24 protein-coding genes are annotated in these 24,137 nt (G+C 72.2%); 11 read left to right on the top strand and 13 right to left on the bottom strand.

Annotated features, from left to right (window positions below):
- Position 1 precedes the first annotated feature (1 nt).
- The 6 genes from pstA to aroA all read right to left on the bottom strand — a co-directional run bounded on the left by pstA (position 2) and on the right by aroA (position 6,688).
- Positions 2-919 (bottom strand): phosphate ABC transporter permease PstA, encoded by a 918-nt coding sequence (gene pstA / locus ABGB17_RS18090; RefSeq protein ID WP_347630909.1) that lies wholly within the window; start codon positions 917-919, stop codon positions 2-4.
- On the bottom strand, positions 916-1,896 hold the full coding sequence (gene pstC / locus ABGB17_RS18085) for a phosphate ABC transporter permease subunit PstC (RefSeq protein WP_347630907.1): 981 nt from the start codon (positions 1,894-1,896) through the stop codon (positions 916-918). Before pstC ends, pstA begins: the two co-directional genes overlap by 4 nt.
- Positions 1,897-1,899: 3 nt before the next feature.
- The gene (gene pstS, locus ABGB17_RS18080; RefSeq protein ID WP_347630905.1) at positions 1,900-3,000 is read right to left on the bottom strand and encodes a phosphate ABC transporter substrate-binding protein PstS; all 1,101 of its coding nucleotides are present in this window, start codon (positions 2,998-3,000) and stop codon (positions 1,900-1,902) included.
- A gap of 464 nt (positions 3,001-3,464) precedes the next feature.
- The gene (hisN, locus tag ABGB17_RS18075) at positions 3,465-4,250 is read right to left on the bottom strand and encodes a histidinol-phosphatase (protein ID WP_347630903.1); all 786 of its coding nucleotides are present in this window, start codon (positions 4,248-4,250) and stop codon (positions 3,465-3,467) included.
- A 108-nt stretch (positions 4,251-4,358) separates the two neighbouring features.
- Entirely contained in the window at positions 4,359-5,441 is a 1,083-nt protein-coding gene (rsgA, locus tag ABGB17_RS18070) for a ribosome small subunit-dependent GTPase A (protein WP_347630901.1), read from the bottom strand.
- Positions 5,411-6,688 (bottom strand): 3-phosphoshikimate 1-carboxyvinyltransferase, encoded by a 1,278-nt coding sequence (aroA, locus tag ABGB17_RS18065; protein ID WP_347630899.1) that lies wholly within the window; start codon positions 6,686-6,688, stop codon positions 5,411-5,413. The genes rsgA and aroA overlap by 31 nt, the downstream gene beginning before the upstream one ends.
- Before the next feature lie 113 nt (positions 6,689-6,801).
- Here aroA and ABGB17_RS18060 point away from each other — a divergent pair, with 113 nt between their 5' ends.
- Together ABGB17_RS18060 and ABGB17_RS18055 are read left to right on the top strand one after the other, a co-directional pair.
- Complete coding sequence (locus ABGB17_RS18060) at positions 6,802-7,584, top strand: SOS response-associated peptidase (protein ID WP_347630897.1); 783 nt, start codon at positions 6,802-6,804, stop codon at positions 7,582-7,584.
- Between the two features lie 283 nt (positions 7,585-7,867).
- Positions 7,868-8,200, top strand: coding sequence for a TraR/DksA family transcriptional regulator (locus ABGB17_RS18055; RefSeq protein ID WP_347630895.1), 333 nt, complete (start codon positions 7,868-7,870; stop codon positions 8,198-8,200).
- 54 nt (positions 8,201-8,254) lie between these two features.
- Here ABGB17_RS18055 and ABGB17_RS18050 read toward each other — a convergent pair whose 3' ends face one another.
- Positions 8,255-8,995 (bottom strand): methyltransferase domain-containing protein, encoded by a 741-nt coding sequence (locus ABGB17_RS18050; RefSeq protein WP_347630893.1) that lies wholly within the window; start codon positions 8,993-8,995, stop codon positions 8,255-8,257.
- A gap of 229 nt (positions 8,996-9,224) precedes the next feature.
- Here ABGB17_RS18050 and ABGB17_RS18045 point away from each other — a divergent pair, with 229 nt between their 5' ends.
- The 8 genes from ABGB17_RS18045 to ABGB17_RS18010 all read left to right on the top strand — a co-directional run bounded on the left by ABGB17_RS18045 (position 9,225) and on the right by ABGB17_RS18010 (position 16,089).
- Positions 9,225-9,830 (top strand): sigma-70 family RNA polymerase sigma factor, encoded by a 606-nt coding sequence (locus ABGB17_RS18045; RefSeq protein WP_347630925.1) that lies wholly within the window; start codon positions 9,225-9,227, stop codon positions 9,828-9,830.
- A gap of 79 nt (positions 9,831-9,909) precedes the next feature.
- The gene (gene rsrA / locus ABGB17_RS18040) at positions 9,910-10,182 is read left to right on the top strand and encodes a mycothiol system anti-sigma-R factor (RefSeq protein WP_347630891.1); all 273 of its coding nucleotides are present in this window, start codon (positions 9,910-9,912) and stop codon (positions 10,180-10,182) included.
- Between the two features lie 25 nt (positions 10,183-10,207).
- On the top strand, positions 10,208-11,140 hold the full coding sequence (locus ABGB17_RS18035) for an NAD-dependent epimerase/dehydratase family protein (RefSeq protein ID WP_347630889.1): 933 nt from the start codon (positions 10,208-10,210) through the stop codon (positions 11,138-11,140).
- A 105-nt stretch (positions 11,141-11,245) separates the two neighbouring features.
- A complete protein-coding gene (locus ABGB17_RS18030) occupies positions 11,246-11,398 on the top strand; it encodes a hypothetical protein (protein WP_347630887.1) in 153 nt (50 codons plus the stop codon).
- A 32-nt stretch (positions 11,399-11,430) separates the two neighbouring features.
- Complete coding sequence (locus tag ABGB17_RS18025; RefSeq protein ID WP_347630885.1) at positions 11,431-12,789, top strand: HD-GYP domain-containing protein; 1,359 nt, start codon at positions 11,431-11,433, stop codon at positions 12,787-12,789.
- Positions 12,786-14,054 carry an HD domain-containing phosphohydrolase gene (locus tag ABGB17_RS18020; protein WP_347630883.1) on the top strand — a complete coding sequence of 423 codons (1,269 nt, stop codon included), beginning with the start codon at positions 12,786-12,788 and terminating at the stop codon, positions 14,052-14,054. Before ABGB17_RS18025 ends, ABGB17_RS18020 begins: the two co-directional genes overlap by 4 nt.
- A 390-nt stretch (positions 14,055-14,444) precedes the next feature.
- Positions 14,445-15,782 carry a biotin carboxylase N-terminal domain-containing protein gene (locus ABGB17_RS18015; RefSeq protein ID WP_347630881.1) on the top strand — a complete coding sequence of 446 codons (1,338 nt, stop codon included), beginning with the start codon at positions 14,445-14,447 and terminating at the stop codon, positions 15,780-15,782.
- Positions 15,783-15,876: 94 nt separating this feature from the next.
- The gene (locus ABGB17_RS18010; RefSeq protein ID WP_347630879.1) at positions 15,877-16,089 is read left to right on the top strand and encodes a biotin/lipoyl-binding carrier protein; all 213 of its coding nucleotides are present in this window, start codon (positions 15,877-15,879) and stop codon (positions 16,087-16,089) included.
- Between the two features lie 86 nt (positions 16,090-16,175).
- On the opposite strand, the gene ABGB17_RS18005 is transcribed toward ABGB17_RS18010, so the two are convergent.
- Positions 16,176-16,556, bottom strand: a complete 381-nt coding sequence (locus ABGB17_RS18005; protein WP_347630877.1) for a hotdog domain-containing protein — start codon at positions 16,554-16,556, stop codon at positions 16,176-16,178.
- A gap of 417 nt (positions 16,557-16,973) precedes the next feature.
- Between ABGB17_RS18005 and ABGB17_RS18000 the strand changes: the two genes are divergently transcribed.
- Positions 16,974-18,698, top strand: a complete 1,725-nt coding sequence (locus ABGB17_RS18000; protein ID WP_347630875.1) for a protein kinase — start codon at positions 16,974-16,976, stop codon at positions 18,696-18,698.
- Between the two features lie 28 nt (positions 18,699-18,726).
- On the opposite strand, the gene ABGB17_RS17995 is transcribed toward ABGB17_RS18000, so the two are convergent.
- From ABGB17_RS17995 to ABGB17_RS17975, 5 genes are all read right to left on the bottom strand, one after another.
- Positions 18,727-20,373, bottom strand: coding sequence for an acetolactate synthase (locus ABGB17_RS17995; RefSeq protein WP_347630873.1), 1,647 nt, complete (start codon positions 20,371-20,373; stop codon positions 18,727-18,729).
- Between the two features lie 65 nt (positions 20,374-20,438).
- Positions 20,439-21,437, bottom strand: a complete 999-nt coding sequence (gene bioB, locus ABGB17_RS17990) for a biotin synthase BioB (protein ID WP_347630871.1) — start codon at positions 21,435-21,437, stop codon at positions 20,439-20,441.
- Positions 21,438-21,465: 28 nt separating this feature from the next.
- On the bottom strand, positions 21,466-22,182 hold the full coding sequence (gene bioD / locus ABGB17_RS17985) for a dethiobiotin synthase (protein ID WP_347630869.1): 717 nt from the start codon (positions 22,180-22,182) through the stop codon (positions 21,466-21,468).
- A gap of 54 nt (positions 22,183-22,236) precedes the next feature.
- Positions 22,237-22,983: a GntR family transcriptional regulator gene (locus ABGB17_RS17980; protein ID WP_347630867.1), complete on the bottom strand. Its 747-nt coding sequence runs from the start codon at positions 22,981-22,983 to the stop codon at positions 22,237-22,239.
- Positions 22,980-24,137 carry an 8-amino-7-oxononanoate synthase gene (locus tag ABGB17_RS17975; RefSeq protein WP_347630865.1) on the bottom strand — a complete coding sequence of 386 codons (1,158 nt, stop codon included), beginning with the start codon at positions 24,135-24,137 and terminating at the stop codon, positions 22,980-22,982. Before ABGB17_RS17975 ends, ABGB17_RS17980 begins: the two co-directional genes overlap by 4 nt.

Genomic DNA, 24,137 nt, shown 5'->3' with positions numbered 1-24,137 from the left:
CTTATCGGCCCTTGGCGGGCGCTCGCCACCACGCGATGAGGCGGGCCACCAGGTTGAGCAGCATGACGATCACGATCAGCGTGAGCGCGCCCGCCCACGCGCGAGCGATGGCGGTGTCGTTGGGACGGCCCATCTGATCGAAGATGTACAGCGGAAGCCCCATCTGCGGCCCGTTGAACGGGTCCGGGTTGATGGAGCTGGTGAAGAACACCGTGAGCAGCAGCGGCGCCGTCTCACCGGCGACGCGGGCGATGGCGAGCATGATGCCGGTGATGATGCCGGTGAGGGCGGTCGGCAGCACGATGCGGACGATGGTCTTCCACTTCGGCACGCCGAGCGCGTACGACGCCTCACGTAGCTCGTTCGGCACGAGTTTGAGCATTTCCTCGGCCGCTCTGACGACAGTCGGCAACATCAGGATGGACAGCGCGAGCGCGCCGGCGAACCCGGAGAAGCCGAACCCGAGCACGAGGATCCAGAACGCCAGAACGAACAGACCGGCCACCACCGAGGGGATGCCGGTCATCACGTCCACGAAGAAGCTGATGGAGCGGGCGAGGCGCCGGCCGTTGCCGTACTCCACCAGGTAGATCGCGGTGAGCAGCCCGATCGGGACCGAGATCACCGTGGCGATCAGCACCTGCTCCAGCGTGCCGAGGATGGCGTGGTACGCGCCGCCGCCCGCGTCCCGGGGCGCGATGTTGCGCATCGAGTGCGTCAGGAACGTCATGTCGATGCGGGCGAGGCCGTTCTTGACCACCAGCCAGATGACCGAGACCAGCGGGACCACCGCGATGGCGAACGCCAGCCAGACGAGCCCGCGAACGAGAACGTCCTTCAGCCGCCGGCCGAAGGAGATGGGGGCGACGATGCTGACCGGCGCGGCGTCGCGGGGGATGGTGTCCTGTGGTGCGCTCACAGCGCGCTCCCGGAGTACTCGCGCCGACGGGCGATGATCAGCCGGGCGGCCATGTTGATCAGCAGCGTGATGACGAACAGCACGAGTCCGGACGCGATCAGCGCGCCGCGGCCGACCGCGGTGGCCTCACCGAACCCGTTGGCGATGTTGGCCGCGATGCTGTTGCCGTTGGCCGACAGCACGCGGAAGGTGATCTCGAACGTGGCGGGGAAGATGAGCGCGACCGCGATCGTCTCGCCCATCGCGCGCCCGAGCCCCAGCATGGCCGCGCTGATCACGCCGGGACGGCCGAACGGCAGCACGGCCATCCGGATCATCTCCCAGCGCGTCGCGCCGAGGGCGAGCGAGGCCTCCTCCAGCGACTTCGGCGCCTGGAGGAACACCTCACGGGAGATCGCCGCGATGATCGGCAGGATCATGATGGCGAGCACCACCGAGCCGGTGAGGATGGACCGGCCCACCACCTGGTCGCCGCCGAACAGCGGGATCCACCCGAAGTAGGTGTTGAGGAACTGCGACGGGCCGACCATGAACGGGACCAGGAAGATCACGCCCCACAGGCCGTACACGACGCTCGGCACCGCCGCCAGCAGGTCGATGACGTAGCCCAGCACGCCGGCCAGACGTCGCGGCGCGTAGTGCGAGATGAACAGCGCCACGCCGACCGCGACCGGCAGCGCCATGATCAGTGCGAGCAGCGAGCTGATGAGCGTGCCGAACGCGAGGGCCGCGATGCCGAACACCGGCGTGGTGCCGTTCGGCGACCAGACCTGCTCGGTGAAGAAGTTCGACGTGTTGGCCTGCAGCGCGGGAATGGCCCGGACGATCAGGAAGACGGCGATCGCCGCCATGATCACCAGGACGAGGACGCCCGCGCCCGTCGTGGCGAACCGGAACGGGCCTTCACCGTGAGTGCGCCGGAAGGCGGGCCGGCCGGAGGCCGGCCCGCCTTCGCGAGTGCGAAGCGACGTGGCCATCAGTCAGGAGATCGCGTCGATCGCCGTGCGAACCTTGGCCACCAGGGCGGTGGGCAGCGGGGCGTAGCCGAGACCGGTCAGCGCCTGCTGGCCGGCGTCGCTGGCCATGTAGGCGAGGAACGGCTTGACGACCTTGACCTCGTCGGGGGACAGGCCCTTCTCACAGGTGATCTCGTAGGTCACCAGGACGATCGGGTAGGCACCCGCCGCGCTGGTGCCGTAGTCGATCTTGAGCTTGAGGTCGTTGCCGGTGCCCTCGACCGCGGCGGCCTCGACGGTCTTGGCGGCGCTCTCCGGGGTCAGCTCGACGAACTCCCCCGAGCCGTTGGCGACCTTGGCCTTGGTGAGGCTGGAGTTCTCCGCGTAGGAGAGCTCGACGTAGCTGATGGCACCCTCGGTGGACTTCACGGCCTGCGCGATGCCGTCCGAGCCCTTGGCGCCCTGGCCCTTGGCCTCGGCGGGCCAGGCCTTCGCCGGCTCGTAGGGCCAGTCGTAGGCGGCGAGGAACTTCGTGAAGTTGTCGCTGGTCCCCGACTCGTCCGAGCGGTGGAACGCCTGGATGGCGGTGGAGGGAAGCTGCGCTTCCGGGTTGTCCTTCTTGATGGCCGCGTCGTCCCACTTGGTGATCTTGCCGTTGAAGATCGCCACCAGGTTCGCCGGGGTGAGGTTCAGGCTCTCCACGCCGGGGACGTTGAAGACGACGGCCACCGGGCCGGTCACCATCGGCAGGTTGATCGCCTTGCCGGTCTTGCAGCGCGCGTCCGCCTGCGCCGGCTCGCCCTTGTCCTCCTTGAGCGCCGAGTCCGAGCCCGCGAAGGCGACGGTGCCCTGGATGAAGGACTGCACACCCGCGCCGGAACCGCTCGGCTGGTAGTTGATGCTCACGCCGGGGTTGGAGGACTGGAACTGCTTGGTCCACTCGGCGATGGCGTTGGCCTGGGCGGAGGAGCCGGCCGCGTTGATGGTGCCGCTCAGCGCGGCGCCGCTCGCGTCGCCCGAGGGGGCGGCGGCGGCGTCACCGCCGGGGTTGTTGTCCGTGCCGCACGCAGCGAGCGAAAGCACGCCGGCGATGGCGGCCGCGGCGAGCCGGCCTGCATATCTCACAACTATGTCCTTCCACGTCGTTCTATCAACGGGTAGGACGGTAGGGATCCAAGATGACTTGATACCCGGGGGTAGGTGAACGACGGGTGAACGGGCCCGGTCGCTCTCGTTGTGAACGGTCCAAAAAGCTTGACGGGCTCTTGACGAACCGGGTGCGGCGGGGGTCACGCGCCGCCGCCCATCCTACGGCCTTCCTGCCCGCCGCGTGACCGTCCCGTCTCTTTGCGTGAACCCGACTGTGGCGTCCGGGGGGGCGGCGCGTCCGCCCGCGGGTCCCGTACCGTCGGGGCACACGAAGGATGAGGAGGGCCGCGTGCTACCAGGGTGCGGGAACTGCAGCTGTTACCTCGACGACCGGGTGATCTCCAGGCCTCCGGACGAGCGCTGAGGCGCTCCTGGCGGGCCGTTCGCCGCGCAGGGTGAACGGCCCCGCCGGCGCGCACGCTGAACGGACGCTGACGTGGTCAGTCGCCGAGACGCTTGATCACCTCGGCGTGCAGCGCCGGGTTGGCGCACACCATGCTGCCGCCGTCGACGTCCGGAGCACCCGACAGATCGGTCCAGACGCCGCCGGCCTCCTCGATGATCACGGTGAGCGCGGCCATGTCCCACGCCGAGAGCTCGGGCTCGGCGGCGATGTCCACCGCGCCCTCGGCGACCAGCATGTGCGACCAGAAGTCGCCGTACGCGCGGGTGCGCCACACGGCCCTGGTGAGGTCGAGCACGGCGTCCAGCCGGCCGCGCTCCTCCCAGCCGGTGAGGCTGGAGAACGAGAACGACGCGTCCTGGAGCGTGCTCACCCCCGAGACGTGGCACCGGCTGGCCTTGGTCAGCCCGCGGCCGGTCCACGCGCCGCCGCCCCTGGCGGCCCACCAGCGGCGCCCGAGCGCGGGGGCGGACACGACGCCGACCACCACCTCGCCGTACTCCATCAGCGCGATCAGCGTGGCCCACACCGGGACGCCGCGCACGTAGTTCTTGGTGCCGTCGATCGGGTCGATCACCCAGCAGCGGGTGCCGTGGCCCCGGGTGCGGCCCATCTCCTCGCCGATGACCGCGTCGCGGGGCCGGGCACGCCGCAGCGTGCCCCTGATGGCCTCTTCGACCGCCTGGTCGGCGTCGCTGACCGGCGAGAGGTCCGGCTTGGTCTCCACACGCAGGTCGGAGGCGCGGAACCGGCGCATGGTGAGATCGTCGGCGCTGTCCGCCATCATGTGCGCAAGACGCAGGTCGTCGCTGAAGCCCGTCACACCGACAAACGCTATCGTGCGGCCTTCGTCCGCAGCAGTCCCCCGCCCATACCCGTCCGTGCCGCCGCCGTTTCCCGGCGTGTCCGCGGGCATGCCCCACGAGGCGTGCTAGGCGTTCTCCGCGACCTCGTCGGGGGCCGCCTCGCCGGCGTCGTCGGGGGCCCCCTCGCGGCTCGCCAGCAGGCGGCGCAGCGAGGCCAGCCGCAGCGGGGCGGCGTTGCCCTTGGCGACCCATTCGTCCAGCGAGCAGTCGTCGCCGCGGTGCGTGCAGCCCTTCGGGCAGTGGACGGCGCCCTCGGCGAGGTCGGGGAACGCCGCCAGCACGTTGTCGATCACCACGTGGCCGAGGCCGAAGCTGCGCACCCCCGGCGTGTCGATGATCCAGCCGCCGCCGGGCAGCTCGAGCGCCACCGCCGAGCTGGAGGTGTGGCGGCCGCGCCCGGTGACCGCGTTCACCTGGGACACCGCCCGTCCTGCGTCCGGCACCAGCGCGTTGACCAGCGTGGACTTGCCGACCCCCGAGTGGCCGACCAGCACGCTGAGCCGCCCGTCCAGCCGGGCACGCAGCTCGGACAGGTCGCCGCCCCTGCGCACCACGAGGTGCGGCACGCCGAGGGGCTCGTAGCGGGCGATGATGTCGTCGGGCGGGGCGAGGTCGGCCTTGGTCAGGCACAGCAGCGGCTCGATGTCGGCGTCGAACGCGGCCACCAGGATGCGATCGATCATGCGGGGGCGGGGCGGCGGGTCGGCGAGGGCGGCGACGATGACGAGCTGGTCGGCGTTGGCGACGATGGGGCGCTCCACCTCGTCGGTGTCGTCGGCGCTGCGCCGCAGCATGGACGTGCGCGGCTCGACCCGCACGATGCGCGCCAGCGTGTCCGCCCGCCCCGTGGTGTCGCCGACGAGCCCCACGCGGTCGCCGACGACGATGCCCTTGCGGCCGAGCTCGCGGGCCCGCATCGCCGTGACGGCCACCGGCCCGGCGCCGTCAGGCGGCAGCCCGGTGAGGTCGGTGCCGACCAGGCAGGTGTACCGGCCGCGGTCCACCGCCACCACGGCCGCGGGCACAGCGTCCTCGTGCGCGGGACGGCGCCGCGTGCGCGGCCGGGAGCCCTTGCCCGGCCGGACGCGGACGTCCTCCTCGTCGTACTCCCGTCGTCTCAGCGGCCTTCCCCCAGCATCTCGGCCCACATGCGGGCGAACTCCGGCAGGGTCTTCGCGGTGGTCGCGATGTCCTCGACCTGGACCCCGGGGACGGCGAGGCCGATCATGGCCCCGGCCGTGGCCATGCGGTGGTCGGCGTAGCTGCGGAAGACGCCGCCCCGCAGCGGGCGCGGCCGGATGACCAGGCCGTCCTCGGTCTCGGTGACGTCGCCGCCGAGGCCGTTGATCTCGGTGGCCAGCGCGGCCAGCCGGTCGGTCTCGTGCCCGCGCAGGTGCGCGACGCCGCGCAGCCTGCTCGGCGAGTCCGCCAGGGCGGCGAGCGCCGCGACCGAGGGGGTCAGCTCCCCCACCTCGTGCAGGTCGGCGTCGATGCCGGTCAGGGTGCCGCCGGTGACCGTGAGGCCGCCGTCAGGGCCGTGGGTGACGGTGGCGCCCATGCGGGACAGCAGGCCGCGCAGCGCGTCCCCGGGCTGGGTGGTGTGCTCGGGCCAGGCGGGCACGGTGACGGCGCCGCCGGTGATGGCGGCGGCCCCGAGGAACGGCGCGGCGTTCGACAGGTCGGGCTCGACGGTCATGTCGCGGGCGCCGACGGTGCCCGGCTCGACCCGCCAGACGTCCGGCTCGGCGTCGTCCACGCTCACGCCGGCGGCGCGGAGCATGGACGTGGTCATCTCGATGTGCGGCATGGACGGCACCGGCGGGCCGTCGTGGCGCACGGTCACGCCCTTGGTGAAGCGCGGGGCGGCGAGCAGGAGCCCGGACACGAGCTGGGAGGACGCCGAGGCGTCCAGGGTGACCTCGCCGCCGGTCACCGGCCCGGAGATCGTGAACGGCAGCGCGTCGCCGTCCACCCGGGCGCCGAGTGCGCGCAGCGCGGAAAGGAGGGGGCCCATCGGGCGCACCCGCGCCTGCGGGTCGCCGTCGAAGGAGACCGGCTCGGCGGCGAGCGCGGCGACCGGGGGCACGAACCGCATGACCGTGCCGGCGAGGCCGGCGTCGATGGCGGCACCGCCGCGGACGGGGCGGGGCGTCACGTGCCAGTCGGCCGCGGAGGCGTCGCCGCCGGTGGAGGTCAGCTCGGTGCCGAGTGCGCGCAGCGCGGCCACCATGAGGTCGGCGTCCCTGCTGCGCAGCGCGCCGCGTACCGTGCCGGGGCCGTCGGCGATGGCGGCGAGCAGCAGCGCCCTGTTGGTGATCGACTTGGACCCGGGCAGGCGCACGGTCGCGCGGACGGGACCCGGCGCCGTGGGCGCCGGCCACAAGGGAGCGGGCATGCTCCGAGCCTACCGGGACCGGCCGCCCCATAGGGGATGGCGCACGCCGGGCAGGGGTGCGCGGGTCCGGTGACCATGAACCATGACAGGGGGATTGGTGGCAGGCTGAGGACATGTGTGGGAGATACGCCTCCGCGCGCAAGCGTGAGAAGTTGCTGCAGGAGTTCGAGATCGGGTACGACGGCACGTCCGAGGAGCTCGCCGCGGACTACAACGTCGCGCCCACCAAGAAGGTCTACGCCGTGCTCACCCGCCCCCATGAGGACGACAAGGACAAGGACAACAAGGACAAGAAGGAGAAGCCCGAGCCCACCCGGCAGCTCCGGGTGCTCAAGTGGGGCCTCGTGCCGAGCTGGGCCAAGGACCCCTCCGTGGGCTCTCGCATGATCAACGCGCGGGTCGAGACGCTGGCCGAGAAGCCGTCGTACCGCCGGGCGTTCGCGCAGCGGCGCTGCCTGCTGCCCGCCGACGGCTACTACGAGTGGTACAAGATCGACAAGAAGACCAAGCAGCCGTACTTCATCCACCCCGCCGACGGCGCGGTGATGGCGATGGCCGGGCTGTACGAGTTCTGGAAGGACCCCTCCCGCGCCGACGACGACCCCGACAAGTGGCTGGTCACGTGCACGGTCATCACGACCACGGCCGAGGATCAGCTCGGGCGCATCCACGACCGCATGCCGATGATCATCACCCCGGACAAGTGGGAGGACTGGCTCGACCCCGGTCTCACCGACCTCGACCGGGTGCGCTCCCTGCTCGACGACTCCTCGGCGCAGCGCGGGCTGGCCGCCTACCCGGTGTCCAGTGACGTCAACAACGTGCGCAACAACGGCCCGCACCTCCTGGAGCCGGAGAGCGAGGAGGAGTCGCTGTTCCGGATCAGCGGGGGATAGGCCTGTTTTCCGCACGAGCCCGAAAGCCTCTGCTCGGGTGCTCTGTGCCATCCGGTGCGGTGAGTGAGCGTCCAGGTCGTCGAGGGCGATGTGCGGAAAATGGGGCTAGGGAGAAAAGGCCTATTCACACCGGTGTAAGTAACCGGCCGAATGGGCATCCGGTGAGAAGAGCGATGGCTCATGAACTGACGGTCACCGCCTGAAGTACTCCTCCAGTGCCGGGCGGGAGTTCCGGGGGATCCCGCGCACGGCCGCGTCCAGATCTTCCCGGAGGTGCGGATTCGTGGACGACGCGACCGCTCGTACCCAATTGAAGAGCATGCTCGCCGAACTCGACCGGTCGATCATGGTGCTACGGGGCGACCCCGACGTCCCCGGCGACCGGTCCCTCGCCGACGCGGGCTCCGATCTCACCGACGCCGACCGTGCGCGGGCCATGCTGGACGTGGCGACCCGCCAGCGCACAGCCGTGCTCGCCGCACTCAAGCGGCTGGACTCCGGCGACTACGGCCGCTGCGTGGACTGCGGCAAGCCGGTCCCCGAGGGCCGTCTCGCCGCCCGCCCGGAGGCGGCCCGCTGTGTGCAGTGCCAGTCCGTGCGGGAACGCCGCCGCTGATCCCCGCCGATCCGCCGGCCCGCGCCGCACGGTGGCGCGGGCCCGCGGCGTGCCTCAGCCCGGGCGGCGTGCGCTCGCGACCAGGTGGATGCCGACGGTGTCGTCGTCGTCCGGGTGGGCCTCCAGCTCGGTGCGCACCAGCCAGGCGAGGGCCTTGGCGTCGGCGGCGAGCACGTGGTCGACGGTGGACGGCGACAGCACCGTGCGCGGGCGCACCCACTCGACCTCCAGGCCCGCGTCGCCGAGCAGCTCGCGCAACTGGGTGCTGGTGAAGCAGCGGGTGATGCTGCCGTCCGGCCACGGCACCAGCATGACCTCGCTGGTCTGGCACAGGTGCGCCCAGTAGTTCTGCTCCGCCATGATCGCCATGCCGAGCACCAGCGAGTCCACCGAGGCGAGCACCCGCCCTCCCGGCTTGAGCACCCGCACCACGTCCTGCACGGTCGACTCGGCCATCAGCTCGAGCGACAACACCCGCTCCTCGGCCACCACGGCGTCCACGCTGGCGTCCGGCAGGAAGGCGAGGTCGTCGGCCCGCACCCGGCGGATGCGGTCGGACACGTCGCGCAGCCGCGGGTCGAGCGGCCGCCGGAAGTCGACCACCTCGATCACGTGGTGCCCGGCCTTGGCGGCCTGCACCGGCCAGTGGCCGCGCCCGCCGGACAGGTCCAGCAGCAGGCAGGGACGATCGGGGAGCCAGCGGCGTAGCTGCTCGGCCACGACGGCGTGGTAGAAGGTCCAGTACGGCCCGAGTGCGCCTGAGCCGTTCAGTTCGTTGGCCGGGATGGGCAGCACACGTGGCTCCTGGACGGTCGGGGCTCCGGGGACCAGCCGGTACGTATCTTTTTCCCCGTACCGGGTCGTTCGTCACCTTCTAGTTACCGGGAACAGATGCTATGCCTCGCGTGTTGCACACGGGCGTAAACACGCGAGGAGGTTCCGTCCCATGCTGATGGCCGAGGTCGGCGATCGGGTCGTGACGCACCAGCCGGTATTCTCGGCTGTGTACGGCGCGCATAAGGGGGTGGGTCCGGTCTCAAGGACAGCCGAGGAGACACTGGAGCAGCGCAGCGAGCGGTTCGAGCGCGACGCTATGCCGTATCTCGACCAGCTCTACTCCGCGGCGCTCCGGATGACCAGGAATCCCGCCGACGCGGAGGACCTGCTTCAGGACACCTTCGCCAAGGCGTTCGGTTCGTTCCACCAGTTCCAGCAGGGCACGAACCTGAAGGCCTGGTTGTACCGCATCCTCACCAACACCTTCATCAACAGCTACCGCAAGAAGCAGCGCGAGCCGAAGCAGTCGGGCACCGAGGAGATCGAGGACTGGCAGCTCGCCCGCGCCGAGTCGCACACGTCGGGCGGCCTGAAGTCCGCCGAGATCGAGGCACTCGAGCACCTGCCCGACAGCGACATCAAGGACGCGCTCGCGGCGCTGCCCGAGGAGTTCCGGATCGCGGTCTATCTCGCCGATGTCGAGGGTTTCCCCTACAAGGAGATCGCCGACATCATGGGCACCCCCATCGGTACCGTGATGTCCCGCCTCCACCGGGGACGGCGCCAGTTGCGGACCCAGCTGGAGGATTACGCGCGCGAACGCGGGCTCGTGCGATCGGAGGACGCGTCGTGAGGGCGCCCGGCGGCATGAACTTGATCGGCGAGGGCGGAACGGCCAACGGCGGCGCGGGCGCCATGGTGAGGTGTTGGGCATGAGTTGTGGTGAGCCGCACGACACCGACTGCAGGGAAGTGCTCGACCGGGTCTACACCTTCCTGGACGGCGAGCTCGACGAGAGCAGGCGTTCCGACATCCGGCAGCACCTGGACGAATGCGGTCCCTGCCTGGAGGAATACGGCTTGGAAACGGTCGTGAAACAGCTCGTGGCCAAACACTGCGGCTGCGACACCGTCCCTGAGGACCTCCGGGCCAAGGTGCTCAAGCGCATCGCGGCGGTCCGGTCGGAGCTCGCCGAGGCCGACTAGGCGTCTGATCTCCTAAGATGCCGGGATGCGGGTACTCGTAACCGGCGGCGCCGGCTTCATCGGATCCACTCTCGTCGACCGCCTCCTGGCCGACGGCCACGAGGTCGCCGTCGTGGACGACCTGTCCTCGGGTGACCGCGGCAACCTCGCGGGCGCCGCCCGCAGCCCCCGGTTCACGCTGCACCAGCTCGACGTCCGCGACCCCGCCCTTCACGAGCTCGCCGCGGACCGGCGCCCCGAGGTCGTCTGCCACCTGGCCGCCCAGATCAGCGTGCGGGCCAGCGTCGCCGACCCCGTGCGCGACGCGCGGATCAACGTAGAGGGCACGGTGAACGTCCTGGAGGCGGCGCGGGCCGCGGGCAGCAGGAAGGTCGTGTTCGCCTCCTCGGTCGCGGTGTACGGCAGGCCCGAGGTGATCCCGGTGCCGGGCGGCGCCGCGACCGACCCGCGCTCGCCGTACGCGGCGTCCAAGCTCGCCGGCGAGACCTATCTGGCCATGTACCGCGCGCTGCACGGCCTGGAGTACACCACGCTGGTGCTGTCCAACGTGTACGGCCCCCGCCAGTCGCCGGACGGCGAGGCCGGGGTCGTGTCCATCTTCACCGACGCCCTGCTGCGCGGTGCCCCGACCGTGGTGTTCGGCGACGGCTCGCAGACCCGCGACTACGTCTACGTGGACGACGTGGTGGACGGCTTCGCCCGCGCCTGCGGCCCCCAGGGCGACGGACGCAGGCTCAACCTCGGTACGGGCGTGAGCACCACCGACCGCGAGTTGCACACCCTGGTCGCCGCCGCCTCGGGCGCGCCCGACGAGCCGCGCCTCGCGCCCGCGCGCCTCGGCGACCTGCCCGCCATGGCCGTCGACCCCGCCCCCGCGCTGGACGCCCTCGGGTGGCGTCCGCGCACCGATCTGGTCACCGGCCTGAAGGCCACCGTCGAATGGGCCAGATCAGGTTAGCTGGGGGTAGTGGTTTGATTACGCTTTGGATGCGATTCTTCGACTTCCCGTACGCCCCACCCTGGTTTCTGTAGCCTGAACCCGGACTCGATGGGGAGGCGGAACATGGTGAAGGCACTGGCCACACGCATGTTGACGGCCATGGTGGCCGGCGGTGCCGGGCGTACCTGGGGCGTGATCGTTCTCATGGTCGTCCTCAGTGCGGCGGCTGTCGTCACCGGCACGGGTGGCGTGCCCATGGGGATCTCCTGGACCTGAGCGCGTACCCGTGACGGCCGGAGGTGGCGGCGATGCGTGATCTCCCGTGGCCGGCGAGGGTGTACCTCACGGCACTCGTGGCAGCCGCCGTGGCGATGATGGGGCGGGGCCTGCTCATGTCCGACGGGTTCGCCGGACGCGAGTGGCCCACCCTGCTGGTCCTGGCGCTCCTGTTCCTGGTCTGTGAGTCGGTCCCCACTCTGCTCAACGTCGAGGGGGCCGCCATGTCGGTCAGCTTCTCTGCGGCCCTCGCCGCGGTGGTGCTGGTCGGCGACGTGGGCGCCGCCATCGTCGGCGCCACGGCGGTGCTGAGCGTGCGGCCGGGCTTACCCCTGCACAAACGCCTGTTCAACGGCGCGCAGTTCGCCTTGTGCGGCTACGCCGCCGGCCAGGTGTACGCGATGCTCGGCGGGCCGCAGCACGTCCCGCCCGTCGACAGGTTCGCCGCGCTGATCGTGCCGTTCATGGTCGCGGCGGGGGTCTTCGTGGTGCTGAACGTCCTGCTGTTCGGGGCGATGCTCTCGCTGGCCGGGCACCTGCGCCTGGACGATCTGCTGCCGCTGCGCGGCCTCGCCCAGCTCCTCGGCTCCTACCTCGGCTACGCCACGTTCGGCCTGCTGATCGTCGGCCTGTGGGCCACCGTGCAGTCCATCTCCGCGGTGCTGGTCCTGCTGCCGCTGTTCATCGCCCGGTGGACCTTCGGGCAGTACCGCGCGCAGCAGCGCTCCTACGACGCCACCATCGCGGCCCTGTGCCAGGCGGTCGAGACCAAGGACTTCTACACCCGCGGCCACTGCACCCGGGTGTCGAGCGCCGCCACGATGATCGCGCAGGAGATCGGCATGGGCTCCGAGCGCACCCGCGCCATCGGCTACGCCGGCATGCTGCACGACGTCGGCAAGCTCGGCGTCCCCACCAAGGTGCTGCAGAAGGAAGGCAGCCTCACCGAGGAGGAGTACGCCGCGATCCAGCTCCACCCGATGCGCGGCCTCGAGATCGTGCGGGGCATCGACTTCCTCGACGAGGCGTTCGCCGGCATCATGCACCACCACGAGCGGCAGGACGGCCGTGGGTACCCCATGGGCCTCGCGGGTGCCGAGATCCCGGAGTTCGCCCGCGTGATCGCGGTGGCCGACGCCTTCGACTCGATGACCTCCGACCGGTCCTACCGCAAGGCCAAGTCCATCGAGGAGGCGCTGACCGAGCTGCGCAAGGGCGCGGGCACGCAGTTCGACCCCGAGATGGTGACCGCGTTCATCCGGGCGGTGGACCGCCGCGGCTGGGACCCCCCAGGGCGGGTGACCCTCGCGCAGGCGGGCGAGGTGGTGGAGCCCGTGGCCAAGGACCACGACGACCCGACGGCGCCCATCGAAGTGGTGTCGGAGCGGTGACCACGGCCGAGCGGCCCTTCCACAGAGTGGATTCCGGACGGCTGTTGCTGATCTGCGCCGCCGGGCTGGTCACCGTGGCCGGGGTCGCGCACACCGCGACGACCGGCCTGCTCGACTACGAGAACGCCGTGGCGTTCGGCGCGCTGGTCGCGGCGGGGGAGCTGGCCCGCCTGACCATGCCGGGCAACCGCGAGGTCGCGCCCATCGGCGCCGCGGCGGCGCTCGGGTACACCCTGCTGCTCGACGTCGGCGGCCGTCCGGCGCTGCACTCGGCGCTCCAGGTGGTCGCGGTCATGGCGGCGGGCATGGCGGTGGGAGCCTTGCCCCACCTGGCGGTGGGCCGGCCGCCGTACCTCGACGCCATCGCCCGGCGCCTGCTGTGCGGCGCGCTGCTGGCGTTCGCGTACCGCCCGCTGGCCGGCGACCTGTTCGCCACCACCGGCCCGAACCACGACTCGTGGTGGGTGGTGCTCGGCGTGATGGCGCTGCTCATCACGCTCATGCTGGCGGTGGACGTCTGCGTCGCCGCGCTGTTACGCGCCGAGCAGGTCCGCACCGCGTTCCGCGTCGCGGTGCGGGACGAGATCAACATGGCCGCGCCGCTCGGCGCCGCGGTCGCCGCGTCCGGCATCCTGCTCGCGCTGGCGTCGCACAGCATGAGCCTCGCGGCGCTGGTGGTGTTCGCCGCGCCGCTGCTGGTCACCCAGGTCGCGTTCCGCAAGTACGCGGGCATCCGCGCCACCTACCTGCAGACCGTGCGGGCGTTGTCCCGGGTCACCGAGGTCGGCGGCTACGTCGAGCCGGGGCACTCGCTGCGGGTCAGCCGCCTCGCCCTGTCCATCGGGCGGGAGCTCGGCATGGCCGAGCCTGAGCTGCTGGAGCTGGAGTACGCCGCGCTGATGCACGACATCGGCCAGCTCTCGCTGCGCGACCCGATCCCCGGCGGCGCGACCGTGCTCACCGACCCCGCGCAGGCCCGCAGCATCGCCGAGCTGGGCGCCGAGATCATCCGCAAGACCGGCGTGCTCGGCCGGGTCGCCGAGATCGTGCGCCGCCAGTGCGACCCCGCCACCGCCACCGACCCGCCGCCGCTCGCCAGCCGCATCATCAAGGCCGCCAACGCCTACGACGACCTCATGGGCGGCTCCGCCGACCGCGACCGCGCCGCCGCCACCCTCGACCGCCTGCGCCTCGACCCGCGCCGCGAGTTCGACCCCGCGGTCGTCGAGGCGATGGCCAGAGTCGTCGACCGCCCGACCCGCTGAGCCGCCGCCGGTCCCGGCGGCCCCCGGTTGTCGCCGATCCCCGGCGGTTCGTGGATCTGGCGCCGCCCCCCGGCGGCCCGCCGGCTGTCGCCGGCCACTGGCGGCTCGCTGGAGCCCGCCGCCGGCGCCGGGCCGCCCGCATATCGGAAGTCCGTAATCCGTACACCCGCGGCGGTGGCGCCGGTGGTAACGTGCGTGGCCGGGGACCTGCGGCTTTACCTGGGACTTCAGCGCCACTTGAGCTACTTGGCGGATACAGGAGAGATTCGTAGGCCGGTGGCTGGCATTGTGGACTTCCTACAGACGCGACACGGGGGTTCGGTGGTTTCCCCGGGGGATCTGGGTGCGGTCGCGGTCATAAGGTGGTGAGCCGTCGAAGGGAGCCTGCCGGTGTTCGGAAGTGTTCTGGTGGCCAATCGCGGGGAGATCGCCCGACGGGTGATCCGCACGGTGCGGGGCATGGGGCTGCGAGCCGTCGCGGTGCACTCCGACGCGGACGCCGATCTGCCGTTCGTCGCCGAGGCCGACGACGCGTTCGCGCTCGGGCCCGCCTCGCCCGCCCAGAGCTATCTCGACATCGCCCGCGTGATCGAGGCCTGCCGCGCCACCGGCGCCGAGGCCGTGCACCCGGGGTACGGCTTCCTGGCGGAGAACCCCGCCTTCGCCCGCGCCGTCACCGAGGCCGGCCTGGTGTGGATCGGCCCGTCCCCGGACGCCATGGAGCGCATGGGCGACAAGATCAACGCACGGAACCTCATGGAGCGGGCCGGGGTGCCGGTCGCCGCCGGCACCCGGGAGCCGGTCACGGACGTGGACCGGGCCCTGGTGGCCGCGGCCGAGATCGGCTACCCCGTCATGGTGAAGGCCGCGGCGGGCGGCGGCGGCATCGGCATGGGTGTCGCGCACGACGAGGACGGCCTGCGCCGGGCCTTCGATTCGGCCGCACGAGCGGCGGCGCGCTTCGGCGGCACCCCGTCCGTCCTGCTTGAGCGCTACATCGCCCGCGCCAGGCACGTCGAGGTGCAGATCCTCGGCCTGGCCGACGGCACGGTGGCCGCTCTCGGCGAGCGGGACTGCTCGGTGCAGCGCCGCCACCAGAAGGTCGCCGAGGAGTCGCCCTCGCCCGGCGTGAGCCCCGCCCTGCGCGCCCGCATGCTGGCCGCGGCCGTCCGCGCGGGCGAGGCCGTGGCGTACCGCGGCGCGGGCACGGTGGAGTGCCTGGTGGACGTGGAGCGCGACGACTTCGTCTTCCTGGAGATGAACACCCGCCTCCAGGTGGAGCATCCGGTGACCGAGCTGGTGACCGGCGTCGACCTGGTGGAGCAGCAGCTTCTCGTCGCGGCCGGTGAGCCGGTGACGTTCTCCCCGGACGCCGGGCCGCGCGGGCACGCCATCGAGCTGCGCGTGTACGCCGAGGACCCGAAGCGCTTCCTGCCCGGCCCCGGCAAGATCGACGTGTGGGAGGAGCCCACCGGCCCCGGCGTGCGCGTCGACTCCGGCTACACCGTGGGCAACACCGTCACGGCGTTCTACGACCCCCTGCTGGCGAAGCTGTGCGTACACGGCGCCGATCGTGGGCAGGCGCTTGCCAGGGCCCGTGCCGCCGTGGCGTCGTTCCGTGTCGAAGGGCCCAAGAACAATCTGCCGTTCTGCGCGGAGCTGCTCGAGCATCCGGAGTTCGTCACCGGTGACTACGACACCGGACTGGTGAGCCGGATGCGCGCATGACCCGGTCGGCCCGGCGCGTGTGGAGCGCGCCGGGTCGTTCCGGCACAGTTCCGGTTCGCCGACAATTCTTGATCATTCATAGAGGGGAGTAGCCGTGGCGGAGGTACGCGCGGAGCTGGTGGCCAATGTCTGGAAGGTCGTGGTCGCCGAGGGGGATGCCGTTGAAGAGGGCGACACCTTGGTCATCTTGGAGTCCATGAAGATGGAGATCCCCGTGGTCGCCGAGGACCCCGGTGTGGTGACCGCGCTGAAGGTGTCCGAAGGCGATGTGATCCAGGAAGGCGACCTGATCGCCGTCATCGAGTGACCGGCTCCGCGTGTGCGGCTCGCCTGGCCGGCCGGCGGCGCCGGCGGGCTCGCCCGGCTGCCCGCTCCGGCCGGGTGGCGCCGCGTTCAGCGGGTGAGGCCGCCGAGGAAGCGCTCGCGGTCCACGACCACCCGCTCGATGACGGCCGTGGCCACGGTTCGCTCACGGTCCCGCGCGGTGACCTCGAAGACCAGGCGCCTGCCGTCCACCTCCACCAGCTCGGCCACCACCTCGACGTGGGTGCCGATCGGGCTGGCCGCGCGGTGCTCCAGGGTGACCTTGGTCCCCACCGAGGTGCTTCCCTCGGGAAGGTGGCTCTGCACGGCGCGCACGGTGGCGGCCTCGGCGAAGGCCAGCAGCCGGGGCGTGCCGAGCACGGGGACGTCGCCGCTGCCCAGCCTGATCGCGGTGTCCTCCCGCTCGACCATGATGAGGAGCTCGGCGCGCAGCCCGGCGGCGATCGTCATGCACGTCACCTTATTGGATGCCCTGATGATCGACGGCTCGTCCGGCTCGCCCCGGCTTCACCGGTTGTCGGCGCCGGTGGGGAGCCATGCAATACGCTTCTGGCGTGAGCCCCTTCTGCGACCACTGCGGGCGCCGTCATGACGACGGTGAGCATTCCGCGTGCCGCACGGCGCGGCTCATGGAGCCACCTCGCTACTGCCCGGCGTGCCGGCGCCGGCTCGTCGTGCAGGTGACCCCCCAGGGCTGGTCCGCCCGCTGTGCCGAACATGGCACGACGGCGAGCTGAGCAGCCCATGTGAACCCAGTGACCACAGGGTTTTGTGATGGTGGCGTGACCTCGTCGCGACACTAATCCGCTTTGTTGGAGAACTCTGGGGCGTCATCTGGTTGAACGGATTGGGGTAAGCGGGGGAGACATGGTGGCCCAAGGGACCACGCTGGCGGGGCGGTACCGATTGGACGTCCGCATCGGCGCCGGCGGCATGGGCGAGGTGTGGCGCGGTGAGGACATCGTGCTGGCACGCACCGTCGCCGTCAAAGTGCTCTTACCAGGGCGGAGTGACGACCCGGGCTTCGCCGCGCGCTTCCAGGGGGAGGCCCGCGCCATGGCGACGATCAACCACCCGGGTGTCGTCGACGTGTACGACTACGGTGTGAGCGACGTGCCGGGGGCCGGCCCGACCGCTTACCTCGTGATGCGTTTCGTGGACGGCGAACCGCTGGACCGCTTGCTGGCCAGGCTCGGCCGCATCGCGCCCGAGCCCGCCGTGGAGCTCATCGCGCAGGCCGCCTCCGCGCTCCAGGCCGTGCACGACGGGGGCATCGTGCACCGCGACGTGAAGCCCGGCAACCTGCTGGTCCGGCCGGACGGCACGCTCGTGCTCACCGACTTCGGCATCGCCCGCGCCGAGATCGGCCACCGGCTCACCGACGCCGGCATGGTGCTCGGCACCGCGGCCTACTGCGCGCCCGAGCAGGCCGAGGGGCAGCCGGTCACCCCGGCCGTCGACATCTACGCCCTCGGCGTGGTCGCGTACGAGTGCCTGGCGGGCCGCCGCCCGTTCGACGGCGACACCCCGGTCACCATCGCGCTGAAGCACATACGCGAGGACCCGCCGCCGCTTCCCCCCGACGTGCCGCCGCCGGTGCGCCACCTGGTGGAGCGCGCCCTCGCCAAGGACCCGGCGCGGCGCTGGCGCAGCGCCGCGGAGATGAGCACCGCCGCCCGCCTCACCATGCGGGCCGACACCGGCGTGACCGGCGCTCTCGGGCCGGGCCTGGGCGGCGCCGCAGGGACCGGCGGCACCGGGACCGGCCTGACCGGCATGGTGCCCGCCGGGCCGCAGCCCACCGGCCAGCACCCCCACCTGGCCTCCCCGGAGACCGGCACCCACCTGTCGTGGCGGGAGGGCGAGCCCGGGCAGCCCACCACGGCCACACCGCCGCCGTACATCCTGTCCGCCGCCACCCAGGGCACACAGGCCGTCTCCGCCCAGGACCCCGCGGCGCCCCCCGCGCCGGCGGGTCCGCGGCGCGGGCGCCGGGCCGCGGCGCCGAAGCGGGGCCGCATGGGCCTGGTGATCGGCATCGTCGCGGTCGGCGCGCTGCTCGGTGGCGGAGGCGCGGTGGTGTTCAACCAGCTCGCCAACACCGGGGCGTCCGCCGCGGGCGCCACCCCGACGCCGACCGTGGAGCCCACCGCGAGCCAGGTGCCGACCACGCGCCCCGCGCGCCGTCCCCGCGTCTCGCCGACCCCTCGCACGCCGACCCGCGCGGCCGAGCCGACGGAGACCGATTCCACGCCCACCCCCACGGCGAAGACGCCGACGCCGGGTCCCAGCAGGACCCCCACGGCGTCCCCCAGCCCCACCAAGGAGCCCGCGGCCAAGAAGGTCGTGCCGGCGGTCATCAACCTCACGCAGGTGAACGCCACCGCCCGCCTGCGCGCCGCCGGGTTCAAGGTCAAGGTGGACATCAGCGGCGAGCCGAGCGACGAGGGCTGCACCCGCGTGCTCGACCAGAACCCCGCCCCCGGCACCTCGTGGGCGGTCGATCGCTACGTCAGCATCGTGGTCGAGCAGGGCATTCCCTGCCCCGGCCAGAGCGAGCCCTCCACGCCCACCCCGACCCCGACCGGGTGACGCCGGCCGGGGGTCGCGGGGCGCGCGGTCAGATGCCCGTGGTGGTGCGCGGGTAGGCGATCTGCGGGTCGGTGGCGATGTTGACGAGGTACGGCACACCGGAGTCGAAGGCGCGGCGCAGGGCGGGCCCGATCTCCTCGGGCGAGGTGACCAGCTCGCCGGCGCCGCCGAGCGCGGTCACCACCTGGTCGTACCGGCACTGCGGCTGCAGCTCGGCCGCGACGTCGTAGCCGTACAACATCTGCATGGGGTGCTTCTCCAGGCCCCACATGCCGTTGTTGCCGCACACCATGACGACCGGCAGCTTGTGCCGCACCAGGGTGTCCACGTCCATCAGCGAGAAGCCCGCGGCGCCGTCGCCGAGCAGCAGCACCACCTGGGACTCCGGCCGGGCGAGGCGCGCGGCGATCGCGTACCCGAGGCCGGTGCCGAGGCAGCCGTACGGGCCGGGGTCCAGCCAGCAGCCCGGGCGGCGCGGCTCGATGTACTTGCCGGCGTACGACACGAAGTCGCCGCCGTCGCCGATCACCACGGCGTCCTCGGCCAGCAGGCGGTTCAGCTCGCCGTAGACCCGCATCGGGTGGATCGGGTCGGCGCCGGACTCCAGCAGCTCGGCGTCCCCGGCGATCGCGGCGGCGGCCTTCTCGGCCAGGGTGGACAACCACGGCTCGTACGCCTTGGGGGACACCCCGGCCTCGGCGCAGGCCGTGCTGAGGCTCCAGAACAGCAGGGACAGGTCCCCGGCGGCCGAGGCGGCGGTGCCGATGTGCGTGGCGAGCTGCGACGGCGTGTCGGCCAGGTGGACGACCTTGGCGAGCGGCGCGCCCTCCTTGCCGCCGAAGAAGCCGTAACCGAGCCGGAAGTCCAGCGGGGCACCCGCCACGATGACCAGGTCGGCCTGCGCGAACGCGGCGCCGCGGGCCCGGGTGACGAGCAGCTCGTGCCCGGCGGGCAGGATGCCGCGGCCCTGGCCGTTCGGGATGACCGGCAGGCGGAAACTCTCGGCGAAGTCCCGCGCGGCCTCCTCGGCGCGGTCCATCCAGACGTCGGAGCCGAGCACCAGGACCGGGCGCTCCGCCTCGGCGATGAGGCGCGCGACGGCGGCCAGCGAGTCGCCGTCCGGCTCCAGCGGGGACGGCGTGAGCGTCTCGCTCTCGTGGGTGGGGGACGGCGCGAACAGGTCGTCCATGTAGAAGTCGAGGAAGACCGGGCCGCGGTGCGGGGAGATGGCGGTGCGGAACGCCGACTCGACGTCCTGCCCGATCGAGTCGGCGCCGCCGGCGGTGAACGCGAGCTTGGTGATGCTCTCGAACAGCGGCGGGTGGTCCATCTCCTGCAGCGCGCCCGACCCCCAGCGGGAGCGCGGCGCCCGGCCGCCGAGCACGACCACCGGCGAGCCGTTGAAGTGGGCGGTGGTCACGCCGCTGACACCGTTGGTGATGCCGGGCCCGGCGGTGAGCACGGCGAGGCCCGGACGGCGGGTGAGCCGCGCCGTGGCCTCGGCGGCGAACACCGCGCTCTGTTCGTGCCGGACGTCGACGATGCGCATGCCCTCGTGGACGGCCCCGTCGTACAACGGGAAGACGTGGCCGCCCGAGAGGGTGAACATGACTTCGGCACCGTAGGCGCGTGAGACGGCGACCGCGATGTCGCCGGCGTGCTTTGCAGACTCCATGCGCTGAACTTACCTATTTACCGCCCGGTCAATCCTGTGGGTGGCTCTTCGGCGTGGCGGGCGCGTCACAGGGTCGGCGACAGCGCCTTGATCGGCATCTTCAGGTCGGCCAGCAGCTCCAGGTCCTGCTCGGGGGAGCGGCCGAGGGTGGTCAGGTAGTTGCCGACGATGATCGCGTTGATGCCGCCGAGCATGCCCTCGCGGGTGCCGAGGTCGCCGAGCGTGAGCTCGCGCCCGCCGGCGTACCGCAGGATGGTGCGCGGCAGCGCCAGGCGGAACGTCGCGATGGTCTTCAGCGCCTCGGGGCCCTCGACCAGGGGATGGTTCGCGAACGGCGTGCCGGGCCTCGGGTTGAGGAAGTTCAGCGGCACCTCGTCGGGGGCCAGCTCGCCGAGCTGCCCGGCGAACTCGGCCCGCTGCTCCCGCGTCTCGCCCATGCCGATGATGCCGCCGCAGCACAGCTCCATGCCGGCCGCGCGGACCATCTGGCACGTGCTGAGCCGCTCCTCCCAGGTGTGGGTGGTGACGACCGCGCCGAAGTGGGAGCGGGCCGTCTCCAGGTTGTGGTTGTAGCGGTGCACGCCCATCGCGGCCAGCTCGTCCACCTGCTCCTGGGTGAGCATGCCGAGCGAACAGGCGACGTTGATGTCCACGGCCTCCTTGATGGCCTTCACACCCTCGCGCACCTGGTCCATGAGGCGCTTGTCCGGCCCGCGCACCGCCGCGACGATGCAGAACTCGCTGGCCCCGGTCTTGGCGGTCTGGACGGCGGCCTCGACGAGCGAGGGGATGTCCAGCCACACCGACCGCACGGGGGACTCGAACTGCCCGGACTGCGAGCAGAAGTGGCAGTCCTCCGGGCACCCCCCGGTCTTCAGCGAGATGATGCCCTCCACCTCGACCTCGGGGCCGCACCATTTCACGCGCACCTCGTGCGCCAGCGCCAGAAGCTCCGGCAGGCGCTCGTCCGGCAGTTCCAGGCATTCCAGAGCCTGCTCGGCGGTCAGGCCCCGGCCCTCGTCGAGCACTTGAACCCGGGCGATCTCCAGGATGTCCATACTCATCGGTCCCGCTGCTCCCTCGTCGGCTGGGTCACAGACTAAGGGCTGCCCGGAAGCCGGAAGGGTCGAACCCGCCTCCGAGGGGTGATCCAAGTCCGGACCGGGCCACCCGGGCGAAATCCTGACGGTCCAGGGCACCTGCCCCGGCGGGCAGGACCCCGGCGAGTGGACGGGCGGCCAGCATCTCCAGATCGGGCACGTTGTGCCGTTCGGCGAGGCCGGGGTGCTCCGGCCAGGAGCCGATCACCACGCCCGCGAGGTCCAGGCCGCGGCCCGCGAGGGCCTCCAGGGTGAGCGCGGTGTGGTTGAGCGTGCCGAGGCCGGCCCGCACCACCACCAGGACGGGGGCGCGCACCATCCGCGCGAGGTCGGCGAGGGTGCCGCCGTCCTCGTCGAAGCGCACCAGCAGCCCGCCGGCGCCCTCCACCAGCACCAGGCGATGCGTCTGCGCCAGCTCGGCGACGCGCGTGGCGGCGTCGGCGAGGGACAGCGGGGGCAGCCCGGCCGCGCGGGCCGCGGCGGCCGGGGACAGGGGGTCGGGGTAGCGGGCGAACTCGAACGTCGTGGTGACCCCGGCCAGCCGGACCACCTCGTCGAGGTCGCCCGGCGCGCCGGGGGCGGCGCCGGTCTGGGCGGGTTTGACCACCGCGACCGGCGCGCCCCGCTCACGTGCCAGCGCCGCCAGCGCGGCCGTGACGACGGTCTTGCCCACCCCGGTGTCGGTGCCGGTGACCACCAGAACGCTCACCGGCACCACATTAGGGGGGCGCGACCCCTTTTCCCGCCGCGATGGCCGGCCACGTCAGGCGTCGTGTTGCCCGTCGTGCTGGGGCGGCCGGTGCAGACGCGTGACGAACTTGTAGCGGTCGCCGCGGTACAGCGACTGGGCCCACTCCACCGGCTGCCCGTCGGCGTCGAAGGCGTGCCGGGTGAGCAGCAGCATGGGCAGGCCGACGTCCACGCCGAGGACCTGCGCGTCGTACGGCGTGGCCAGCACCGTCTCTATGATCTCCTCGGCGTCGGTGAGCTGCACGTTGTAGGCGTTGTGCAGCGTCTCGTACAGGGAGGCGTGCACCTCCAGCTCGCGCCGCAGCCGCGAGAAGCGCCGCGCGGACAGGTGAGTGGTGTCGATGGACATCGGCTCGCCGTTGGCCAGCCGGAGCCGGTGGATGCGCAGCACCCGCCCCCCGGGGTTGATCCCGAGACGCTTGGCCAGGGTCTCGTCGGCGGAGATGTAGCTGATGTCCAGGATCTTGGTGTCCGGTTCGAGGCCGACGGTCCGCAGATCCCCGGTGTAGGAGGTCAGCGCCAGCACCTGGGCGACCTTGGGCTGGGCCACGAACGTGCCCTTGCCCTGGATGCGCAGCAGGCGCCCCTCGACGACCAGCTCCGTCAGGGCCTGCCTGACGGTCGTGCGGGACGTCTCGAACCGCACGGCGAGGGCACGTTCGGGCGGCAGCGCCGCCCCGGCCGGCAGAGACTTGGTGAGCTCCAGCAGGTTGCGTTTGACGTCGTAGTACTTGGGGATCCGGGGAGAGTCTTCCGTCACACGTTCACCTTCATCTCGGCCACCGCGGTGAGCGCGCGTCCGATCACCGCGAGATCATCCGAACTCAGATTGGCCCGTGCGGTCAATCTCAGACAAGACCGGCCGGACGGCACCGACGGCGGGCGGAAACATCCGGCGCGCACGCCTCGCTCGGCCAGCGCCGCCGCCGCGCGCAGTGCGGCGTCCGGTGGGCCGAGCACCACCGGCACGACGGCCGCCGCCGGGACCGCGGTGGTAAGCCCACGGTCCTCGGCCATGCGGGCCAGCGCCGATGCGTTGTCACGGGCCTGCCTTGGCAGGTCGGGATGGCCGCCAACGATATCAATGGCCGCGAGCGCCGCGGCGGCGGCCGCCGGGGCGAGCGCGGTGTCGAAGATGAAGGTGCGGCCGGTGTCGACGAGGGTCTCCACCACTTCGGGCGCGCCGAGCACGGCGCCGCCCTGCGATCCGAACGACTTGGACAGCGTGACCGTGCGCACGACGTCGGGGGCACCCGCGAGGCCGGCCTCGTGCACCGCGCCCCGGCCGCCGTCGCCGACGACGCCGAGCGAGTGGGCCTCGTCCACCACGAGCAGCGCCCCGTGCGCGCGGGCGGCGGCGTGCATCTCGGCGACGGGGGCGAGGTCGCCGTCCACGGAGAACACCGCGTCGGTCACCACCAGGGCGTGCTCCTCGGACCGGTCGGCCAGCACCTTGGCCACGGCGTCGGCGTCTTTGCGCGGCGTGACCACCACGCGGGACCGCGACAGGCGGCACGCGTCGATGATGGACGCGTGGTTGCCGGCGTCGCTGACCACCAGGCCGCCCGCGCCGAGCGTCGCCACCGCCGCGAGGTTGGCCATGTACCCCGAGGAGAACACCAGCGCCCGCGGCGCCCCGGCGAACGCGGCCAGCCGCTCCTCCAGCTCGGCGTGCACCCCGGTGGTGCCGGTGACCAGCCGGGAGCCGGTCGATCCGGTGCCCCAGCGCTCCGTCGCGCGGACCGCGGCGGCGATCAGGCGCGCGTCCCGGGACAACCCGAGGTAGTCGTTGGACGCCAGGTCGATCAGGCCGTCGTGGTCGGGCGTGCGGGGACGTGCGGCCCGGCGCAGCCCGGCGGCGTCACGCGCCGCGGCGGCCACGCGCAGGCGTGCCAGGGGATCGGTGTGCTCCAT

Source organism: Sphaerisporangium sp. B11E5 (assembly GCF_039871875.1).
Classification (GTDB): domain Bacteria; phylum Actinomycetota; class Actinomycetes; order Streptosporangiales; family Streptosporangiaceae; genus Sphaerisporangium.
This window is presented reverse-complemented; position numbering and strand designations above follow the sequence as displayed.

Bases quoted from the DNA above. Each gene is read 5' to 3' on its own strand.
- pstC (WP_347630907.1), bottom strand. From the start codon at position 1,896: ATGGCCACGTCGCTTCGCACTCGCGAAGGCGGGCCGGCCTCCGGCCGG.
- aroA (WP_347630899.1), bottom strand. From the start codon at position 6,688: ATGCCCGCTCCCTTGTGGCCGGCGCCCACGGCGCCGGGTCCCGTCCGC.
- ABGB17_RS18060 (WP_347630897.1), top strand. From the start codon at position 6,802: ATGTGTGGGAGATACGCCTCCGCGCGCAAGCGTGAGAAGTTGCTGCAG.
- rsrA (WP_347630891.1), top strand. From the start codon at position 9,910: ATGAGTTGTGGTGAGCCGCACGACACCGACTGCAGGGAAGTGCTCGAC.
- ABGB17_RS18035 (WP_347630889.1), top strand. From the start codon at position 10,208: ATGCGGGTACTCGTAACCGGCGGCGCCGGCTTCATCGGATCCACTCTC.
- ABGB17_RS18030 (WP_347630887.1), top strand. From the start codon at position 11,246: ATGGTGAAGGCACTGGCCACACGCATGTTGACGGCCATGGTGGCCGGC.
- ABGB17_RS18025 (WP_347630885.1), top strand. From the start codon at position 11,431: ATGCGTGATCTCCCGTGGCCGGCGAGGGTGTACCTCACGGCACTCGTG.
- ABGB17_RS18005 (WP_347630877.1), bottom strand. From the start codon at position 16,556: ATGACGATCGCCGCCGGGCTGCGCGCCGAGCTCCTCATCATGGTCGAG.
- ABGB17_RS18000 (WP_347630875.1), top strand. From the start codon at position 16,974: ATGGTGGCCCAAGGGACCACGCTGGCGGGGCGGTACCGATTGGACGTC.
- ABGB17_RS17995 (WP_347630873.1), bottom strand. From the start codon at position 20,373: ATGGAGTCTGCAAAGCACGCCGGCGACATCGCGGTCGCCGTCTCACGC.
- bioB (WP_347630871.1), bottom strand. From the start codon at position 21,437: ATGAGTATGGACATCCTGGAGATCGCCCGGGTTCAAGTGCTCGACGAG.
- ABGB17_RS17975 (WP_347630865.1), bottom strand. From the start codon at position 24,137: ATGGAGCACACCGATCCCCTGGCACGCCTGCGCGTGGCCGCCGCGGCG.